13 protein-coding genes and 1 pseudogene are annotated in these 19815 nt (G+C 60.4%); 2 read left to right on the top strand and 12 right to left on the bottom strand.

Annotated features, from left to right (window positions below):
• Positions 1-7 precede the first annotated feature (7 nt).
• The 6 genes from OMP40_RS15650 to OMP40_RS15625 form a co-directional block, all read right to left on the bottom strand.
• Positions 8-1693, bottom strand: a complete 1686-nt coding sequence (locus OMP40_RS15650; RefSeq protein WP_420871982.1) for a glycoside hydrolase family 2 protein — start codon at positions 1691-1693, stop codon at positions 8-10.
• Entirely contained in the window at positions 1578-2966 is a 1389-nt protein-coding gene (locus OMP40_RS15645; RefSeq protein ID WP_277532595.1) for a helix-turn-helix transcriptional regulator, read from the bottom strand. Before OMP40_RS15645 ends, OMP40_RS15650 begins: the two co-directional genes overlap by 116 nt.
• Positions 2854-3447, bottom strand: coding sequence for a response regulator (locus tag OMP40_RS15640; protein ID WP_277532592.1), 594 nt, complete (start codon positions 3445-3447; stop codon positions 2854-2856). Before OMP40_RS15640 ends, OMP40_RS15645 begins: the two co-directional genes overlap by 113 nt.
• A gap of 23 nt (positions 3448-3470) precedes the next feature.
• On the bottom strand, positions 3471-4274 hold the full coding sequence (locus OMP40_RS15635) for a sensor histidine kinase (protein WP_277533221.1): 804 nt from the start codon (positions 4272-4274) through the stop codon (positions 3471-3473).
• A complete protein-coding gene (locus OMP40_RS15630; RefSeq protein WP_277532590.1) occupies positions 4180-5175 on the bottom strand; it encodes a hypothetical protein in 996 nt (331 codons plus the stop codon). The genes OMP40_RS15635 and OMP40_RS15630 overlap by 95 nt, the downstream gene beginning before the upstream one ends.
• Before the next feature lie 98 nt (positions 5176-5273).
• Positions 5274-6998 carry a type 2 periplasmic-binding domain-containing protein gene (locus tag OMP40_RS15625; RefSeq protein WP_277532588.1) on the bottom strand — a complete coding sequence of 575 codons (1725 nt, stop codon included), beginning with the start codon at positions 6996-6998 and terminating at the stop codon, positions 5274-5276.
• A gap of 342 nt (positions 6999-7340) precedes the next feature.
• Between OMP40_RS15625 and OMP40_RS15620 the strand changes: the two genes are divergently transcribed.
• Both OMP40_RS15620 and OMP40_RS15615 read left to right on the top strand, forming a co-directional pair.
• Positions 7341-8198 (top strand): ABC transporter permease, encoded by an 858-nt coding sequence (locus OMP40_RS15620; protein ID WP_277533219.1) that lies wholly within the window; start codon positions 7341-7343, stop codon positions 8196-8198.
• Positions 8199-8219: 21 nt separating this feature from the next.
• A complete protein-coding gene (locus OMP40_RS15615; protein ID WP_277532587.1) occupies positions 8220-9098 on the top strand; it encodes a carbohydrate ABC transporter permease in 879 nt (292 codons plus the stop codon).
• A 1229-nt stretch (positions 9099-10327) separates the two neighbouring features.
• Here OMP40_RS15615 and OMP40_RS15610 read toward each other — a convergent pair.
• The 6 genes and pseudogenes from OMP40_RS15610 to OMP40_RS15585 all read right to left on the bottom strand — a co-directional run bounded on the left by OMP40_RS15610 (position 10328) and on the right by OMP40_RS15585 (position 19743).
• Positions 10328-10897 carry a hypothetical protein gene (locus OMP40_RS15610; protein WP_277532585.1) on the bottom strand — a complete coding sequence of 190 codons (570 nt, stop codon included), beginning with the start codon at positions 10895-10897 and terminating at the stop codon, positions 10328-10330.
• Entirely contained in the window at positions 10833-11819 is a 987-nt protein-coding gene (locus tag OMP40_RS15605) for a hypothetical protein (RefSeq protein WP_277532583.1), read from the bottom strand. The genes OMP40_RS15610 and OMP40_RS15605 overlap by 65 nt, the downstream gene beginning before the upstream one ends.
• Positions 11806-12921 carry a GH39 family glycosyl hydrolase gene (locus OMP40_RS15600; protein ID WP_277532582.1) on the bottom strand — a complete coding sequence of 372 codons (1116 nt, stop codon included), beginning with the start codon at positions 12919-12921 and terminating at the stop codon, positions 11806-11808. The genes OMP40_RS15605 and OMP40_RS15600 overlap by 14 nt, the downstream gene beginning before the upstream one ends.
• Positions 12922-13314: 393 nt before the next feature.
• Positions 13315-14497, bottom strand: a pseudogene (locus tag OMP40_RS15595) (IS256 family transposase).
• A 286-nt stretch (positions 14498-14783) separates the two neighbouring features.
• Complete coding sequence (locus tag OMP40_RS15590) at positions 14784-15428, bottom strand: S-layer homology domain-containing protein (protein WP_277532580.1); 645 nt, start codon at positions 15426-15428, stop codon at positions 14784-14786.
• Positions 15331-19743, bottom strand: coding sequence for a fibronectin type III domain-containing protein (locus tag OMP40_RS15585; protein WP_277532579.1), 4413 nt, complete (start codon positions 19741-19743; stop codon positions 15331-15333). The genes OMP40_RS15590 and OMP40_RS15585 overlap by 98 nt, the downstream gene beginning before the upstream one ends.
• Positions 19744-19815 lie beyond the last annotated feature (72 nt).

The raw sequence follows: 19815 nt of genomic DNA, 5'->3' as shown, positions 1-19815 counted from the left end.
GACCTTCTCATGCGGGCCCGCGCTCTCCCCCGAACAGCGCCGCAGCCGTCTTTTCCAGCAGCCGGTAGTGGGTCAGCTCGTCCTGTCCGTTGTACGGATTGTCCTTCGTCCTGAACTCCCAGATGTCCGCCTGCTCGTCCGCCACGTCCGCCATCGTCATCATCTTAAGCAGCGAGGACAGCGGCGGCGAGCCGGGGATCGCCGATTCGCTCAGAAACCGGCCGCGTCCCTCGCGGATGCGTTCGCGGTAGTCGCGCATATCGCCGAGCAGAAAGTCCACCTCGTACCAGGGCGATACATGGCAGTCTCCCGCATCCTGGCTGTTGAACGGACGTCCGTAAATGGGCGAGGTCGGGAAAAACGGACGGGACGGGTCCAGCTCGGCGCATAGCGGCGTCGTTACTTCGGCGCACACCCGCTTGCCCCAATAATCGTCCTCTTCGTTGTTGTTCATCGCCAGCTCGTTGTCCCCGTACCAGATGACGAGGCTCGGATGGTTGCGAAGCTGCTTGATCGTCGAGGCGACTTCCTTTTTCATGGCCGCGATGAACCACGGCTCGTCGTCCGGATATTCGGCGCAGGCCATCATGAAGTCCACCGACACCAGAATGCCCAGCCGATTGCATGTCTGCCAGAATGCCGGCAGCTCGTACGTGCCGCCTCCCCACACGCGCAGCATGTTCATATGGCCGTCGACCAGCAGCTGCAGCAGGTGCGAATAGCGCTCCGCGGTCACGGCGGACGGGAACGGATCGGCCGGTACCCAGTTGCCCCCTTTGGCGAAAATGCGCTCGCCGTTCACGACGATGGTGAAGGAGCTGCCGCGATCGTCGGGGATTTGCTCCACCTCCACGATGCGTATGCCGATCTCGTCGCTCCGGGTATCCAGCGCCTCGCCGCCGCTCGCCGTCAGCGAGACGGAGAAGCGATACAGCGCGGGCTCGCCGTAACCGGCCGGCCACCACAGCTGCGGCTGCTCCACCCGGAGTTCTCCCTTGACGACGGGCTGCGCCGGACTTATCCCGGTGACAAAAGACCACACGGGTTCCCCGCCGGGCGCGGCGAGTCCCAGGCGGAGCACGCTATCCTGCTTCAGACCCGCCGCTTCCACTTCCCAGGCCAGCGCAGCGGCATCTTCATGGATCGCCAGCGTGCGGACCCAACTGTGGGCGATCTCGCCGGCCGGCTTCGCCTCGATATATACGGGCCGCCAGATCCCGTAGCTCACCAGCCGGTGCACCCAGTCCCAGCCGAACGTGCACTGCATCCGGCGCACATACACGCGATCCTGGGAAAACAGCGATACGTATTTGTCCTTGTCTTTATCTTGCAGATAGACCGGGATCGGCGTAAAACGCACCTTCAATCGGTTAATCCCGGGCTGCAGCGCATGCGCGACGGAAAAGGCATGCGGAATAAACATATTGTCAGCCTCGCCGACCGGGCTGTCGTTCAAGTAAACCGCCGCGATCGTATCCAGACCTTCGAAGCAGATCCGCGCCGAAGTTCGGTCCCGGTCGGCCGGCCACTCGAATTCCGTTTCATAAATCCACTCACAATGCTCCACCCATTGGCATTCATTCGCCTGATCCCGCCACATCGGATCCTTGATCAACCCGTGCCTGAGCAGATCCGTATGGACATGCCCCGGCACCGTCCCCTCGAAGGGGCCGACAGGCTGTCCTTCCGGCATGATGCCCGTTACTTTCCAGCTTCCGTTCAAATCGATGCGTTCGTTCATGTGCGGCTCCCTTGCCTGTATTCGGCATGGCGCCGGGCGCATGCGGAACCGTCTTCAGCGATGAAGCTGTTCGCGATACTCCTTCGGCGTCCATCCGGCGTGCTTTTTTGAACACTTTAATGAAGTAAGGCGGATTGTCGTAGCCGAGCAGCTCGGCGATCTCGTGCACCTTCTTGTTGCCTTCGGTCAGCAGCTTCTCGGCCTTCTCCATCTTCAGCCGCAGCACGTAGCCGCTCAGCCCCTCTCCGGTCTCGGACTTATAGAGCCTGGATAAGTAGACGGGATGCAGGCAGACATGATCCGCCACCGCCTGCAGCGAAGTATCCCCAGCCAGATTCTGCTCCACGTATTCCTGCGCCCGTCTGACGAAGTAGGCCGCGGTCTCGCCCTGCTTGCCCTGAATATCGTCCGTCCGCACCAGATCGATGGCGCGCGCCGACCACTCCCGCAGCTGCTCGACATGGCGCAGCTGCGACGGCTGCAGCAGCGCGCCGAACGGCTCGCCGATGACGTCCTCGAGCCGTTTGCCGTTCTTGTGGCAGATCGAGATCAAGGCGCTGCCCAGGGCAAAGACGACTTCCATGATGTGCTCTTGCGACAAAGACCGGTCCAGCCGTCCGATCGATGAAAAAACGGCCTCCAGCTTGTCCGCGAGCATCTCCCAGCGCCCGGCCTCCAGCAGTTGGACGAGCGTCGGCGTATCGTGCAATCCGGTCAGGCCGTCGACCGGCGGCGCCTCGCCGAACGCCTCCGCCGAGATCAGAAACTCGCCCTCCTGCCCGAACCGCTGGCGGATCATGGCAAGCGACGCCTGGTACAGCGCCGGCACATCGCGCGGGAAGGTTCCCCTGCCGCTGATCAGGACGGATACCGTGCCGTGCAGGTAAGCTTTGACGCCGCTCTGAATTTCGCTCGCTTCGCGCTCCAGCATGCGCGGCCGCCGCGGCGGTCCGGACGCGTGCGCCTCCTCCAAGCCTAACGATTTCTTTTCCTTGACCAGAAATACCAGATAGCCGTGCGTATCCTTGCAAAACCAGGCTTCGTAGCCGTCGCGGAAAATTTCCTCGGCAATGTTGCCGATGGCGTATTCCATCAAGCCCAGATCGTGACGGCTATAGGCAAAAAACGCCTCGTCCGGACGCAGCAGCACGAGCCGCACCTCGTCTTCGGCCGCAAACGCAAGCTCCAGCGATTCGAGCCGCTGCGCCAGCGCAGACGGAGACATGGCGCCGCCTGTCAGCAGCTCGCCCAGCAGTCCGTCCCTCAGCTTGGGGAAGCTCTCTCTTAGCGCGGTCAACGCCCGCTGTCGGGAGCTGATCTCCTCCCATTCCCCCGTGGATCAATTCCGTCGCCTTGCGCAGGCTCGCGACGATCTCCTCGTCCTCCGCCGGCTTCAGAATATAATCGACGGTATCGAACTGCAGCGCCTGCCGGGCGTATTCGAAGTCGGCGTAGCCGCTCATCACGATACATTTGATCCGCTTGCGCGCCTGCATGACGCGACGGATCAGCTCCAGCCCGGACAGGCCCGGCATCCGGATGTCCGTCACGAGGATGTCGACCGGATACGTGTCCAGCACCTCGAGCGCAGCCGGCCCCGAATAGGCTGTATGAACCTGACTGATTCCGAGCGATTCCCAAGGGATGGACTTGACCAGACTGTCTACCAAATGCGCGTGATCGTCGACCAGCAGAACCTGGAACATGCCCGCTTCACTCCTCTACGCTGTCATGCCAATGCAGAATGGTCGTCAGCCCGCCGGCCGCGGAGGCTTCGAACCGCAAGCCCGACCGGTCGCCGAACTGGTAACCGAGCCGCTGATGCACGTTCCACAAGCCGCAGCCGATCTCGTCCGTGAGCGGCAGGTTGATCTTGCGGGACAGCGCGCTTCGCGCTTCCTCCGTCAGCCCAGTTCCGTCGTCCTCGACGACAATCGTGTTCTCCCCGTCCGCCGAGCTCCCCCCGGATGACGATCCTTCCCGCCGTCTCGCACGGCTCAATGCCGTGCACGATCGCGTTCTCGACGACCGGCTGGATGAGCAGCCGCGGGATCTGCTTGTCCAGCAGCGCATCCGGCAGCTCGATCGATACGCTGAGCCGCTTCATCTGAAGCCCTTGAATGCGCAAGTAGTTCTCGACCAGCGCCATCTCTTCCCGCACGGAGACGAGCTGCTGCTCGTTGCGCGTCGTATACCTGTAATATTTGCTCAAGCTGACGGACATGGCGATGATCGCTTCCTTCTCCTCCAGCACGGCCATGCTCTTCATAAAGGCCAGGCAATTGTACAGAAAGTGCGGATTGATCTGCGATTGCAGCTGCTTGAGCGTCGCTTCGCGCGAGCGGAGCTGCTCGGCGTAAACTTTTCCTACGAGCAGGTCGATCTCCTGGGCCATGTCGTTGAACTTGTGGAACAGGAAGGTGAATTCGTTGTCGCCCTTAACCGGGATCCGCGCGGCATAGTTGCCCTTCTTCAGCTGCTGAACGCCGCGGATGAGCGCCTTGATGGGCCTGCGGATGTTCTGGTACAGCACGTAGGAGATGAGCAGGCTCACGACGAGCAGGATGGAGGCAAATAAAATGAAATAACGGCGCGAATCGGTAATGGGCGTGAGAATATCCTGCACCGGCACATAGTCGACCAGGTACCAGCCTAGCTTCTCCGACTGCATGTAGTTGACGAAATACCCCACATCGTCGATCTCGATCGTATCGTAGCCCCGGCTCTGGATCGTCTTGCCGCCCAGTTCGGCCTTCAACCGATCGGCCATGGACGCCGAGCCGACAGGCACAATCGACGCCGTCCTCCCAGGATCGAGCAGGAACGTCCCGCCCCCGCTCTGCGCGCGGTCGTTGTTGTCGAGCAGCTTGACGATATTGTCGGCCGTGAAGCCGACCTCGACGATCAGTCGGGCATTCTCCGCAAGCCCCCCGCTCGCTGATCGGATCGAAGGCATACATGACGAATCGGTCCCGCGCCGCGTCGTACCGCCAATCCGGCAAGGCCCGCTGCGCGATATCTCCCGCATCGTAGTAGACGAGCGACGACTGACCGACCGCCTTGCCGATCTTCGGCGCGTAGATGACGACCGAGTTGGTAAACGCATTCGCAACGCTTTGCAGCATCAGCTTCTGACTGATCGTCTGCACCGTTTTCAGCGCGTTATAGTTCATGTCGTTCTCGTACAGCTCCATGTCCCGGAATTCCTTCACGGTCGGATCGCGCAGCAGCATGTTCGCCATCATCGACAGCTGATTGACGTTGTTGTCCAGCTGCTTGTACAAGTAATTCAGCCGGTCCATCTGGGATTCGCGGATATGCCGCTCCAGCACGGAGACGCTCGTTCGGTTGGAGATCATGTACAGGGTCAGCAGCGGCACCAGCAAAATGAGAATCAAGATGTTTACTTTCGCGAAGCTGTTCATTTTGACCATGGAGGATCGCCTCATCCGCGCTTTTGCATTCTATTATGAGCGGTGCCGGAAAAACGGACAAGAGAGACGGACGATCCCGCCTCCGCTTGCCCGCCCCGTTACTTTTTAAGCACGTTCTTCGCGTACCAGTCGTTCACTTCCTGCGTGATCTTGTCCCCGCCGCCGGACTTCCACTTGGCGACGAACGTATCGAACTCCTCCAGCGGACTCGTGCCGAAAATGATCTTGACGATCGTCTCGTATTCCAGCTTGCCGAGGAAGTCGCCCTGCGTCTTCTGCGTATCGGTCGTCGGACCGACGAAGGCGTTCATCGTGTCGGCGTCCTGCTGCGTTTTCCAAGCCTTCATCGCCTCGATCTGGCCGTCGATGCAGAGCGGATTGTTCTTGCAGGCGTCGAAGCTCTCCTGTTCGCTGTCCGTCCGGCCCGGCTTGCCTTGCGCCATGTAGTCGAGATAGCCGTCGACCTGCTCCCACGGATCGACGAAATAGTTGGGCATGAAGCCGTACTTAGCCACGTGGAAGAAGCTGCCCTGCGCCGCGTAGCCTTGGTCGATCAGGCTGTCGCGCGTCATGTCCCAGATGCCGCTATCTCGGGCGAACTCGTACATCGCCTGGGCGTACTTGAACACGGCGTCGGGATGCTCGTAATTTTTGTTGATCAGAATCGTCGCCCCGACCAGCGGGAACGCGCGCCTGCCGGCTTCGCCGTCCGGACCGGTCGGCACCGGGTACACCTTGTACGTCGCGCCCTTGACGTTCTTCTCCAGGTCGGGCAGCGGGAAATAAGGGAACCAGTTCGGTCCGAACACGACGCCCGCCTTGCCGGAGGTGAACAGGCCCGTCGCCGTGGCGCCGTCCTGCTGCGGCGCGTCCTTGGAAATGTAGCCCTTGGCCATCCAGTCGCGCAGTTCGGCGATCGCGCTCTTCATCTGCGGCTGCACCGGATCGTAGACGAGCGATTGTCCGTCGGCTGCCGGTCTCCAGTTGTTCGGAATGGCGCCGAACGCGCCGAACAGCGCCGTCGTGTCGGCAAAGATGTCGCCCGACAGGTTCTTAAGCTGAAGCGCCAGCCCGACCGTATCCTTCTTGCCGTTGCCGTCCGGGTCCTGGTTCGTGAAGGCGTCCAGCACCTTCTCCAGCTCGTCGATCGTCGTCGGCGCCTTGAGCCCGAGCTTGTCCAGCCAGTCCTGGCGGACGTACATAACCGGCGAGCCGTTCGGGCCGAAGGACGGAATCGGCAGCGCCATGATGCGGCCGTTGCGGGTGACGGAGTAGAACAGGTCCGGATTGGCGTCGTACACGCGCTTGACGTCGTCCGTGGCGTACTGCGCGATCGCGTCCGTCAGATCCATGAACTTGCCCGAATCGATCAGTTGGTTGGTCAGATCGGTGTCGCCCATCGTGTTGATGACGTCGGGCAGCTTCTCGCCCGACGACAGCGACAGCAGCATTTTCGTCTTGAAGCCTTCGTTTTTCGTCGGCGCCGTCCAGAGCACCTTGATGTCCAGCCCCAGATTCGCCTTCACTTTATCGAACAAAATATTTTTTTCCGCGGTCTCGCCGTTGAAGTACTGGATGTCGTCGCTGATCGGAATAACGGTGTTGATCGAGATCGGCGGATCGTATTTGCCGTTCTGGAAAGGCGCGGTCTCCTTCGCTGCCGGCTCGGAAGCGCTTGCGCTTGCCGTCGAGGCGGCGGTGGATGCGGCCGGAGACGCCGTGCTGCCGGCATTGTTGTTCGCATTGCCGGAGCATGCGGCCAGTATCGATACCAGAAGCGCCGGCGCCAGCGTGGCCGCGATCCGTTTGTTGCGTACGTTCATGTGTGGACCTCCCGTGTATTTGATTTTGCAAACTCAGCATATCGGAAAAACTTCGGCGAAAATAGAAAACAAATTCAAGAAAAATAGCAATTCGTCAACATGAACGGGCGGCCGCCGCACAAAGTTGAGAGAGTGCTTTTTTTGTTGAGAGATTGGCGTATCGGGGAAAAAACGTCTCTTTTACAATGAATTTATGCCGCCCGCAGACCGCCGCCCGATGTTCGTCCGAACCGAAATTCCGTTCGAAATTCCGCTACCGTAAATTTTTCCGCGCAGGAGGAACGTCCATTGAATTTGATCAAATCTCTCTTGGATTCCCGGCAGACGTGGCAGCTCCACGCGATGCTCGTGCCCGGAATCGTGCTCGCCGTCGTCTTCCTTTATTTGCCGATGCTCGGCCTGGTCATCGCCTTCCAGGACTTCAAGCCCTGGCTGGGGTTCATTCATTCGCCCTGGGTCGGGCTCGACCACTTCCGCCTGATGCTGTCCAGAGAAGACAGCGTGCAGGTCATCCGCAACACCTTCGCGATCGCCTGCCTCAAGATCGTGTTCGGCCTGCTCGTGCCGTTCGTGTTCGCGCTGCTGCTGAACGAGCTGCGCCATATGTTTTTCAAGCGGCTCGTGCAGACACTCGTCTATTTGCCCCACTTCATGTCATGGGTCATCCTGGGCGGCATTCTGATCAATCTGCTCGGCAACAGCGGCCCCGTCAACCAACTTCTGTCTTCGCTGTTCGGCATCGAGCCCGTGCCGTTTCTGGCGGACGGCGACTGGTTCCGTTTTACCGTCGTGGTCAGCGACATCTGGAAGGAATTCGGCTTCGGCACGATCTTGTTCCTGGCCGCGCTGACGGCGGTCAATCCGTCCTTGTACGAAGCGGCCGAGATGGACGGCGCGGGACGCTGGCAGCAGACGCTGTACGTGACGATCCCCGCCGTGACCCCGATCGTGATCGTACTGGGCACCCTCTCGCTCGGCAGCATTTTGAACGCCGGCTTCGACCAGATTTTTAACCTGTATAACGCGCTCGTCTACGATAAAGGCGACATCATCGATACGTTCGCCTACCGGGTCGGCCTGCTTCAGACGCAGTTCAGCTTCGGCGCGGCCGTCGGCATGTTCAAGGCGCTGATCAGCTTCGTGCTCATCGTGGTCGCGTACCGGATGGCCTTCAAATTCGCCAACTACCGCATATTTTAAACCAAGAGGGGCCGAGCGACGATGTATTATAAATCCAGAAAATATCGCCTTTTCTATATTTGCAACTTTGCCTTTCTGCTTGTCGCCTCCATTGCCTGCGTGCTGCCGCTCATCCATATTCTCGCAGTCTCGTTCAGCGCCAAGGAACCGGCCAACGCGCAGGCGGTCGGCCTGTGGCCGATCGGCTTCAACACCGACGCGTACAAACAGACATTCTCGAATCCGAACTTCCTGAAGTCGATCGTCGTCTCGATCGAGCGGGTGCTGCTCGGCACCGTCATCGGCATGGCCGTCACCGTCCTGACCGCCTACCCGCTGTCCAAGATGAACGCGCGGTTCCGCGGGCGGACGATGTACACCTGGTTTTTCGTGTTCACGATGCTGTTCAACGGCGGCCTCATTCCTACTTATATGGTCATTCAGAAAATGCATCTCATGAACTCCATCTGGGCGCTCGTGCTGCCCGGCGCGGTATCGGCGTGGAACATGGTGCTGCTGCTTAACTTCTTCAAGACGGTGCCTCGGGAGCTGGAGGAAGCGGCGCTCATCGACGGGGCCAACCACATCAAGACGCTGTGGTACATTTATTTACCGGTCTCGATGCCCTCGCTGGCGACGCTCTCGCTCTTCACGATGGTCGCCCACTGGAACTCGTGGTTCGACGGCATGATCTACCTCACCGACGCGCAAAAATGGCCGCTCAGCACGCTGTTGCAGACAATCGTCGTCACCGAGGACTTCAGCAAGATCAACATGCGGCCCGAGGACGTCAAGCTCATCTCCAACGAAACCGTCAAAGCCTCGCAAATCTTCATCGGCGCGATCCCGATCCTGCTGGTCTACCCGTTCCTGCAAAAGTACTTCGTGAAGGGGATGGTGCTTGGGGCGGTGAAGGAGTGAGGGCGATGCACGGACAGGTCGGGGCGGGATAGTGCCCGAATGCGCTTATCGCAGGCGATGCGCGGGCAGGACGGGGCGCGTTAGTGCCCGAATGCGCTTATCGCAGGCGATGCACGGGCTAATCGGGGCGAGATAGCGCCCGAATGCGCTTATCGCAGGCGATGCACGGGCAGATCGGGGCGCGTTAGTGCCCGAATGCGCTTATCGCAGGCGATGCGCGGGCAGATCGGGGCGCGTTAGTGCCCGAATGCGCTTATCGCAGGCGATGCACGGGCTAATCGGGGCGAGATAGCGCCCGAATGCGCTTATCGCAGGCGATGCATGGGCAAGTCGGGGCGAGATAGCGCCCAAATGCGCTTATCGCAGGCACTGTACGGGCAAATCGGGGCGGGATAGTGCCCGAATGCGCTTATCGCAGGCGATGCGCGGGCAGATCGGGGTGCGTTAGTGCCCGAATGCGCTTATCGCAGGCGATGCGCGGGCAGATCGGGGCGCGTTAGTGCCCGAATGCGCTTATCGCAGGCGATGCACGGGCTAATCGGGGCGAGATAGCGCCAGAATGCGCTTATCGCAGGCGATGCGCCGGCAGGTCGGGGCGCGATAGTGCCCCAATGCGCTTATCGCAGGCGATGCGCGGACAGGTCGGGGTGTGTTAGTGCCCGAATGCGCTTATCGCAGGCGATGCGCGGGCAAATCGGGGCGAGATAGTGCCCCAATGCGCTTATCGCGGGCGATGCGCCGGCAGGTCGGGGCGCGATAGTGCCCGAATGCGCTTATCGCAGGCTCGTTTGTGGTTCTACGTGTGTACTTCCGCCGTCTAGCCCCGCGAGCCCGCCCAAGTATAGATCTATGTTCATACTTTAGGCGTTTAACCTTGCGAGCCCGCCCAAGTGTCGATCTACGTGCATACTTTGGACGTCTAGCCTCGCGAACCCGCCCAAGTATCGAGCTACGTGCATACTTTGGCCATCCACCCCCGCAAACCAACTTGTGTGTCGATCTACGTGCACACTTTGGGCGACTAGCCTGCCGAGCCCACTCAAGTGTCGATCAACGTGCATACTTTGGCCGTCTAGCCCCGCGAACCAGCACAAGTGTCGATCTACGTGCATACTTTGGGTGACTAGCCTCCCAAGTCACAATCAGCCCCCCTGCCTCCCGGCGCGCGTCATCGACGCCTGCCAGAGACAGGGGGCCTTTCCTTTCGCGCCTATCGCGTGCGCCTAAAGCTACTGCGTAATCGTGACCTGGCTCAGCTGCGGATTCCAGCTCAGCGACCCGCCGACCGGATATTCGACCTTGACGTAGTTCGTGCCTGACGGGATCCGCTCGGGCGGCAGCCGGTACGTTCGCTTCGTCCACAAGCCGCCATTGATCGGCGCGTCGGCGTAGTCGGCTCGCACGGGCAGCCAGACCTGGCCGTCCCGCGAAGCGTAGAAGTTAAAATCGCGAATCGCCTCTTGATCGGTGGCGAACAGGCCGACGGCCTGCACCTCGTTCACGTGACTGCGATGGTAGGTGATGTATTCGGCAGTACCCGCGCTAGTGCCGGTTCGCATCGCCCGGCTGGCATCGCCAAGCGCGGTGGCATTGGACGTATCGAACGCAAGTCCGGCGCTGCGGGTGGTGACTTTGCTCCAATCATTCAGATGATCGGTGTCCGCCGTCGGCGTATACCTCACCGATACACGGCTGAGCTGCGGATTCCAGTTCAACGTGCCGCCCGTCGGAAATTCAATCTTGATATAGTTGGTGCCGGCGGGCAGCGAAGCCCAGTTGTAGTCGCGCTTCGTCCACAAATTGCCGTTGATCGGCGTGTCGGCCGTCGTATAGCCGCTCTGCAGCGTCCACGTTCCCGCTCCCCCCGCTCGGCGACGAATAGACCTTGAAGTTGCTGATCGGCTCCGCGGACGTATCGAACAATCCCGTCAACGCCATGCCTTTGGCATTGTCGTACCGGTAGACGACATACTCCGGCGTCGTCCCCGTTCCCGTGCGCGCCAGCCGTCTCGTATCTCCGAGCGCGGAGACGTTTAAGCTGTCGAAAAACAGGCCTGCGCTATGGCTGTCCATTTTCGTATAATCGTTGACTTCGTCCGTCGCCGTGACGGTATTGGAGAGACTCGCGACGTTCGTAATCTCGTACAGGACGACGCCGTGCCGATTCAGCACGGGGGACAACGAGATGGCATTGCCTGCGACCGTGACGGCCGAAGTCGAAGAGGCGGTCAACGCAGCCAGCGTCTGATAGGTGCCGAGCCTGCTGTTCCAATACGTTCTCGCGGCCGCATTCGTCAGCGTCGCCGAAGCCTCGACCGTCTGCGGCGACCATCCGCCGTAGTCGGCCGACGACAGCGTCGAGCCCTTGTCGCTCCACCACTGCGGCCAATAGTTCGCATGGGTGTCGTCCACGGTCCAGCTCCGCACATTGACGGTACTGCCCGCGACGGGCGCGATCTGGTTGATGCCGAGCGTGAACGTCTCTCCGCTCGTCGCCGCCGGATTCGGATTATAATTGTGCAAAAAGATGCGCAGCGTCTTGGTCGCGTCGTTGTAGCCGGCATACCCGTCGATGTAATTGCCGGCGTTCGTCGCGCTGCCGCCGATGGAGAGACCGGCTCTTCGGTCTCCCGCCAGCTTGTGGGCAAGCGAGATGACGTTGGTCGATATGGTGGGTACGCTCGCGCCTCCCCATACGCCGTTCGCATTAAGCGCCCACACCGAAAACCAGTCGATGCCGTTGTCGACGGTCTCTTTGATTTTTTTTAGCCAAGTAAGCGCCTTGATACCCGGTTCCCGTCGACCGCGAATACAAGTCCTTGCCGCCGCTGTCCGTCAGAAACCAGCCTTCGTCCACGCCGACCTGCAGATTCGTCAGACCCTGCGTTATCGCGCGATCGCGCAAGCTTGCGATGACTGTCGGCAGCGAGTTGGCGGTATAATTGCCGGGCGACTGGTCGTAATAGGATGCGGTGATGAAATTAATCTGCGTGCCGGTTGCCCCGGTCTTGTAGTTGGTCCCGGTCGCGCAGTGATCGATCAGGTCGCGGGGATCCCAAAGGCCCGGCGTCACGGCCATCGCATGCGCGCCGACGATCAGATTGCCGGCCCCGACGGCGTCTTGAAGCGCGGCGACCGTATAGTCGTACAGCTTGAAGTAAGCCGTGCGGGAAGCCGCCGCGTTCGGCGAGCCGGTTCCGTCCCAGAACCAATCGGGATTCTCGTACTCCGACAGTACGCCCCACCGCCACGACTTCATCTCCTGCGCGCCGAATTGCGAGACCAGCGAATTCGCCAGCGCCTTGATGTAGTTGTAGTAGACCGTATAGTCGGCCGGCGGCCTCGTGTTGACGTTAAAGCCGCCGATATTCGGCGACGTCGAATACTTGAGCGGCACGTTGCCGGTGACGATGTAGGGTTTCAGCCCCTTGTTCAGCACGTTCTGGATCGCCGCCTTCAAGTCGTCGAATTTGTAATCGGTCATCGTCGACGCGTTGGCCGGATCCACGAACAAGTCCCGGTCGTTGCAGCCCGCGTACCCCGCATAGCAGCCGCCCGTCGCCGCGAACAGACGCACGTATTGAACGAACGGATAGTTGTCGGCAAAATAGCCGTTGGGCTGGCCGGACGCGGCGGAAGTCCAGTCGCTTTTGTAAAACCAGCTGTTTAGCGTGTTAAACGTGTCTAGCAGCGTATCGCTCTGAACCGACGCGTCCACCGTGACTTGGTAAGCCGCATCGGCAGATGCGGGCAGCGATACGGCGCCGACTGCGACCGAGGCGGCGATCAGGCAGCTTAACAAGGCTTTGATCCGGATTTTCATGCACAGCGCTCCTCGTAAAAAAGATGTTAATGAAGCTCCATAACTTGAGTAGGGTTTCGAAAGTCCGGCGGCGGCCAGCTACATTAAAGGAAATTAGTTCCGCTATCGCTTCGCACACCCGCTCGCCGACCCGGCTTAGCGGAAATGAGTTCCGCTATCGCGCCCATCCCCCCCCCCTCGCCGTAGCACATTAAAGGAAATTAGTTCCGCTATCGCTTCGCAGAACCGCTTGCCGACCCATCATAGCGGAAAACAGTTCCGCTATTGCACCGATTGCCCCCGCGCCACAGGTAGTGTCAAGTGGTCTGTGTAGTAAGATTATCCATCGGGAACTGTGCCCGGTATGAAGTTGTTCTGCAAAGGTGCATCGCTCAAGCGAAGGCGCGGGAGGCTTTACTCGTTGCTCCCGTATCTTTCCTTGTACATCTTCTCGAAGACAGCCTTCGTCTCAGGATCACTAAAGCCTCGGATCGCTCTACCGTACCATTGCTCGTTATAATCCGTGGCTTGCAGGTAGATGATCTTCTCTGCCGCTTCAATGTTTGTTAGGCTGTTCATGGGTCGTAGACGTTTGCGCAGTTCTTTGTTGGTTCGTTCAATGGCATTGGTGGTGTAGATGGCCGCCCAAGTGAGCTGTGGATATTTGTAGAAAGTCAGCAGCGTCGGCAACTGCTCTTCCCAACTCTTCACTTCTTTGGGATACTGCTTACTCCACTTCGCCTTAAACCCGTCAAACACGGCCCTTGCGACCTCTCCATCCAACGCCGTGTAGACCAGCTTAAGATCGCCCAAGAATTCGGTTTTGTCGGCAACCCGGATTTTAGGGAACGTGGCACGGACTTTGTGCACGATGCAGTGCTGGACATCGGCTTTCGGATAGATCTCGCGGAATGCTTCTTCGAGCCCTGGCAGACCGTCGAAAGCACCAACCAGCACATCCGTTGCTCCCCGTTGTTTTAAATCCTTTAACACCTCACGCCAGCCGTTTGAGCTCTCGTGACCGCCGACGTAAAAGCCCAGGATCTGCCGGTAACCTTTTTCATCGATGCCCATGGCCAGGTAGACGACCTCGCTGCTTACGGTGTTGCGTCGCAATTTCACGTAGAGGCCATCCAAATCAATCACGGAGTAACGCCTCTCAAGCGGACGCTTCTGCCAAGCCTCGATGTCCTCCATGACGGTCCGTGTGATGTTGCTGACGGTAGTGGGCGAGTACTGCGCGCCGTACATGCTCTCGATAAACTTAGCGACCTCACGCGTGCTCATGCCACCCTTATACATCTGGATGACTGCCTCTTCGAGCCAGCCCCTCGCGGCGCTGATAGGGCTCGAAGAGCTGGGTATGGAACTCACCGTTGCGGTCGCGAGGTACACGAAGATCATCGATCTTGCCATAACAGGTATCGTAGGTGCGTTCATAATAACCGTTACGGAAGTTACGGGTGTTCTCGGACTGTTCGACTTCCATAAAGTTTTTGATTTCTTCACGCAACAGTAGCTCGAGTTTGTCTTTAATCAGTTGCGTTACAGCATTATCCAGTAGATCGTTATACGCATTTTGGGGTACATTAGTCATCGAGTAGGGTCCCTCCTTGGTGGTGTCGCAATCCCGAGGATACCCTACTTTTTTTGCATGCTGCCTAGACGCCAGATGCTGGTACACAGACTAATTTACATCATCGCGCCACACCGCATTAAAGGAAATTAGTTCCGCTATCGCTTCGCACACCCGCTCGCCGACCCGGCTTAGCGGAAAGAAGTTCCGCTATGCCCGGACACATAATCCGGCGGCACAAAATAGCCCGCTTTATTAATGAAGAAATACAGATACCGCGCTTGCGGGCACGGCATCTGTCGATTTCTTATTGCGGCAGGAAAAGCAGTCTCTGAATGATCGCAGCGGACTCGGCGCGGGTCGCGGTCGACTTCGGCTGGAAGCGGCCGTCGCTCATTCCGTCGATGACGCCGGCTTGTCGCATGACCGCGATCGCTTGCACGGCGAAGGACGAGATCGACGCCTGATCGATAAATGAACCGATCTGCGAAGCGGCGCCATCCGTTGACGCAAGCGCCCCCGCCTTCTGCGCCGCCCGGTACGCAAGGACGGCCATCTCCTCCCGCGTGATCGGCGCCGCCGCGTCGAACTTGCCGCCGCTGCGGCCCTGCACGATGCCCAGTGTCTGGGCGCTGGCCGCCGCCGCGTAATACCAGGCACCTTCCTTCACGTCGCTCAGCGTGCTCGCGGCGCTGCCGTCGATCAGACCCAGCCCCTTCATGAGCATCTGCACGAATTCTGCGCGCGTGACCGTTCGATCCGGCTGGAAGCTGCCGTCTCCGCTGCCTTGCACGATCTCCTTCGCCGCCAGCGCGCGGATGTAGGTCTCCGCCCAAGGCGCCGTTTGCAGATCATTAAAGCCGACATCCGCGTAAGCGACGACGAAGCGGCTGAAGTGCCCAGGCCGGAAAGTGACTTGCCCCGTCGCCGGATCGTAACTGGCGTTCGTCACAGCTTGCGGCAACCCGTTTTCCGGCAAGTACCAGACGACGACCTGCTCGGGCCGCGCCCCTTGCGCCAGGCTGTAATCCAGCGATACGGCAATCGCCCCCCGACGGCTGCCAGGAGGTGACGGCGCTGCCGTTCGCAGTCAACGCAAAGTCATACACCGGATTGTCGCCAAGCTTTTCCTTCGTTCCATCCGGCAGCGTCGAGGCGTCGACCCGCTTTAAAGTCAGCATCAGCAGCCCCGAGGACGACGGTTCGCCGAGCAAGCCCGGCGCCTTGTCGAGGGCCATCGTCACGACGCTTGCTCCCGCCTGAATCTTCAGCGTCTTGACGCCGCCGGTACCGGATTCGCCTACCAATGCCCGGATCGGAATCTCGAGGCGAATCTCGGCCGGCGAGGCAACCGCGTCGACCTTGGCATCGATCGTCAGCGTACCTGCGTCAACCTTGGCCGATTCGGCCGCCTGGCGAACGTCCGCCTCGGACAGTTTGAATACGACTGCGCCCTTCTCGTCCGCTCGCGTCACCGCCGTTAATCTGCCGCTGCCGATAGTCACGGAGGTACCGCCCACGCCCGACGTCTGGCCGCCAGATCCCGGACTCGGCGTCGGGTCGGGGCTTGGGCTTGGGCTTGGACTTGGACTTGGACTCGGACTTGGACTCGGGCTCGGGCTCGGATCGCCGCCACCCGGCTCCTCCGCCGAAGCCGTCGTGCCCGCTGCCGCAGCCGACAGTCCGGATTCGCCGCCTGCACCCAGCGCTGACACCTTATAGTAATAAGTCGTGCCGGCCGACAGGCCGGTATCGCCGTAGACGACATTCGCCACAGAGGCGTCATTGATCTTCTCGAACGGACCGGTCGAATCGGCGGCCCGGTATACGTTGTACCCGGTTGCTCCGGCCGATGCCGTCCAACTGACGTCAAGCGCCGATGTACCTTTCTGGCCGACCGTCACTCCCGCAGGCACCGGTGGCGCCCCGTATTCGGTCACCTGAATTTCGACTCTGCTGAGCTGCGGATTCCAGAACAAGGTGCCGTTTTCCGGATACGCGATTTTCAAATAAACCGTGCCCTGCGGCAAATCCCCAAGCGTATACTTGCGATTGGTCCACAGCACGCTCGCGATCGGCGAATCGAGCACGGCCGCGTCTTCATACGCCGTCCAGGTCTCTCCGTCAGGCGAAGTCGAAAACGCAAAATCGTAAATCTGCTCCTGATTGGAGGCGAAGAACCCGTTAATCACGGCCTTGGACATGCCCGCGAATTGGTAGACGACGGACTGCTCCGGCTCCTCTCGGGTCTGAGACCGCATGAGCCGGCTCGGGTCTCCGAGCACCCCGCCGTTGCCCGTATCGAATTCCAGCCCGTCGGTGTGCGCGTAAGCGACGCTCCAGTCGTTCAGCTCGTCCACGTGCGTAACCGTTGCCGTGCTCGCGGTCGTCGCGCTTACCGGCGCCGAAGGCGAGGATTCTCCCGCGCTGCCCACGGCTGCGACTTTGTAATAATAAGTCGTGCCCGCGTCAAGACCGGTATCCCGATACACGGTCGCGGTCACCGGAGCCGCGTTGATCTTGACATACGGACCATTGACGCCAGTAGCCCTGTACACCTGGTAGCCGCCGGCGCCCGGCGACGTCGCCCAGCTCAGTTGAACGGCCGCCATGCCGTCCGCGCTCGCGGTGACGTTAACCGGCGCAGGCGGAGCCGTCTGCACGGCCACCCGGCCCAGCTGCGGATTCCAGAAGTTGTTCCCGCCCAGCGGGAACTCGACTTTAAGATAGACGTTCCCTGCCGGAATGTCCGTCAGCGAATACGTGCGGCTCGTCCAGAGCAGGCTCGTAATCGGCGTATCCGCATGCTCGAATGCCGTATGCGCCGTCCAGTCGGCTCCGTCCTTCGACGTATAAAACTTGAAGTCGCTGATCGCTTCGTCGTTCGAGGCGAACAGGCCGGTCACTTGGGCGCTCGTCATCTCGTCGAACCGGTAAACGACGTAATCGGCGTTGCCCGGGTCGGCCGTCGACCGCATGACTCGGCTGCCGTCGCCCAGCAGCGATCCGTTGCCCGTATCGAACTGGAGCCCTTCGCTATGGCTGTCCGCCATCGACCAGTCGTCCAGCTCGTCGACATGCGAGAGGCCGTCGTCGCAGGCGCATGCCGCGTAGACGAGTTCCACCTTGGACAACTGCGGACTGTAGAAAAAGGCCTGCTCCGGCGGGTACTCGATTTTCACGTAATTCGTCCCGGCCGGTACCGTGTCCAAACGATACTCGCGCTTCGTCCACAACCCGTCGTTAATCGCCGTATCCCGGCCGTTCCAGCCGAGCTGCCGGCTCCATGTCGCGCCGTCCGGCGACGTGTACAGCTTAAAGTCGCTGATGCGCTCTCCGTTCGTGGCGAACAGTCCCGTCACCGCCGCGCCGATCATGCCGGGATAATGATAGGTGACCGTCTCGCCGCCTTCCGGACGGAAGGACGAACTGCTGCGCATCACCCGGCTGTCGTCCCCGAGCAGGGCGGCGTTGCCCGTATCGAACGTCAGCCCCGCGCTATGCGTGTCGGACTTGCTCCAGTCGTTCAGATCGTCCGTAACGACGGTCGGCTCGGCCGTGCTTACGGCATTCTCGATCTCGTAGAACACGACGCCGTGATGGCCGAGCGTCGGATGCAGCGTGAGCGAGCCGCCGCTGACCGTCGCCGTCGTCGTCGTGGGCGTCAGCGTGGCCAGATTTTTATAAACTTCCTCTCTGTCGTACCAGTAATCCCGATCCGCCTGGCCGACGAGCGCGTGCGGCACCTCGACGGAATACTTGGACCAGACATTGTAGGAGGCGTCGTTTAGCCCTCGACTCGCCTGGTCTTCCCACCACGTCGGCCAGAAGTTGGCGCGCTGATCGTCGACGACCCACTGCTTCACGGTGACGGTATTGCCCAACAGCGGCGCGATATTGCGGATCGTCACCGCCGGCGCTTCGCCGGAGGTTGCGTTCATATTCGCGTTGTAGTTATAAAGCATGAGACGCACCTTGTTGTCCGCGCCGTCATACCCGCCGATCCCGTCGACCTCGTTGCCCGCGCCGGCCGGCGTTCCGGACACTTGCGCGCTAACCCGTTTGTCGCCGACCATCCGGTAAGCGAGATTGGCGACGTGGGCGCTGACGGAATCGACCCCGCCCCAGATGCCTTCCGTGTTCATGCCCCACATCGAAAAGTAATCCGCGTTCCAATCGTGCAACTGCTTGAACAGCCTGGCGTCCGCGGACGCCTGGAAGCTGTGGCCGACGACGCGCGAATACAGGTCCTTGCCGTCCGGCCCCTGCAGGATTCTCCCCTCGTCGATGCCGAACTTCAAGTTCGTCAGTCCGTTCTCCTGCGCGCGGAGGCGGAGCATGTTGATCGTATCCGCCAGCGTCTTAGAGGACGGCGCCGGCACGCCAGGCCGCTGGTCGTAGAACGAGCCGCTGATAAAATCGATCTGCGTCCCGATCGCGCCCGTCTTGGCGTTGACGCCTTTGGCGACGTGGTCGATGAACTCCAGCGGACTCCAGATGCCAGGGGATACGGCCATCGCATGCGCGCCCACGGTCAGGTTGTCCGCTCCGATCGCAGCCTGCAGCGCGGCCACCGTATAGTCGTACAGTTTAAAATAGGCGCTGCGCGTCCCCGCAGGGTCGACCGCGCCGTCGGTGAACCAATCGCGATTCTCGAACTCCGTCAGCACGCCCCAATCCCACGTTTTCACCTCGTCGATGCCGAACTCTGCCACAAGCGCGTCCGCCAGCGCCTTGATGTAGTCGTAATACACGTTGTAGTCGTCCGGGGGGCTGACGTTCACCCCGAAGCCGCCGATCGCGGGATGGGCGCTGTACTTCATCGGCACGTTGCCCGTGACGATATACGGACGCAGCCCCTGCCGAACGACATTGCCCGCCGCCTCGATCAGCGCGTCGAACTTGTAGTCCGTCAGATTCGACCGGTCCGCAGGATCGACGAACAGATCGCGATTCGTACTGCAGCCTGCATAGCCCTCATAGCAGCCGCCTGTCGCCGTCATCAACTGGACGCGGTCGATGAACGGATACCGCTCCGCGAAAAAGTCGGCCGGCTGGCTCTCCGCCTCCTCCGTCCAATGGTCGTTCAAATCCCACACTGTCAGATCGTAAAACTTGTTCGATATCGTCTGGCCCTGCGCGCCCAGGTCGAACGTGAGCTGCAGCCCTGCCGTCTCCGCGAACGACACCCCCGGCGCCGGTACCCCAACCGCGCCAAGCGCCATCGCCAAAGCGAGTACAGCGCTTACAAATTTTCGTTTCAACATCGCCGTGCTTCCTCTCCCCCATGAAGTTTTTCCCCGCATGAATGCCGACTACGGGCGAATTTCCACCCAAGC

This window comes from Cohnella rhizosphaerae (assembly GCF_029525575.1).
Taxonomy (GTDB): Bacteria; Bacillota; Bacilli; order Paenibacillales; family Paenibacillaceae; genus Cohnella; species Cohnella rhizosphaerae.
Note: the sequence above shows the minus strand (reverse complement) of the source record. Positions and strands in the feature narration are given on the sequence as shown.